We start from the raw sequence: 238 nt of genomic DNA on the forward strand, positions 1-238 counted from the left end.
AGATGCTGACGATCCCGCGCGACCCCACCGGCAGGGCCCACAGCTCCTTCACCGCTTGGCTAAGATCGCGCGCGCCGGTCGCCCCGAAGGGATGTCCGATGGCTACCGAACCGCCATTGGGGTTGACTCGATTCCAATCGAACTCGCCCATGGCGGCCTCGACGCCGGCCTTTTCGCGTACCCAATCCGGATCGGCGATGGCCGCGACATTGGCCAACACCTGGGCGGCAAACGCTTC

General features: G+C 66.0%; 1 pseudogene. It reads right to left on the bottom strand.

The annotated features are described in order from the left end of the window. Nucleotides 1–238, bottom strand: a pseudogene (locus HBA93_RS23385) (acetyl-CoA C-acyltransferase); the annotation flags it as partial.

Origin of the sequence: Ochrobactrum sp. SFR4, assembly GCF_019730395.1 — a bacterium.
Taxonomy (GTDB): domain Bacteria; phylum Pseudomonadota; class Alphaproteobacteria; order Rhizobiales; family Rhizobiaceae; genus Pseudochrobactrum.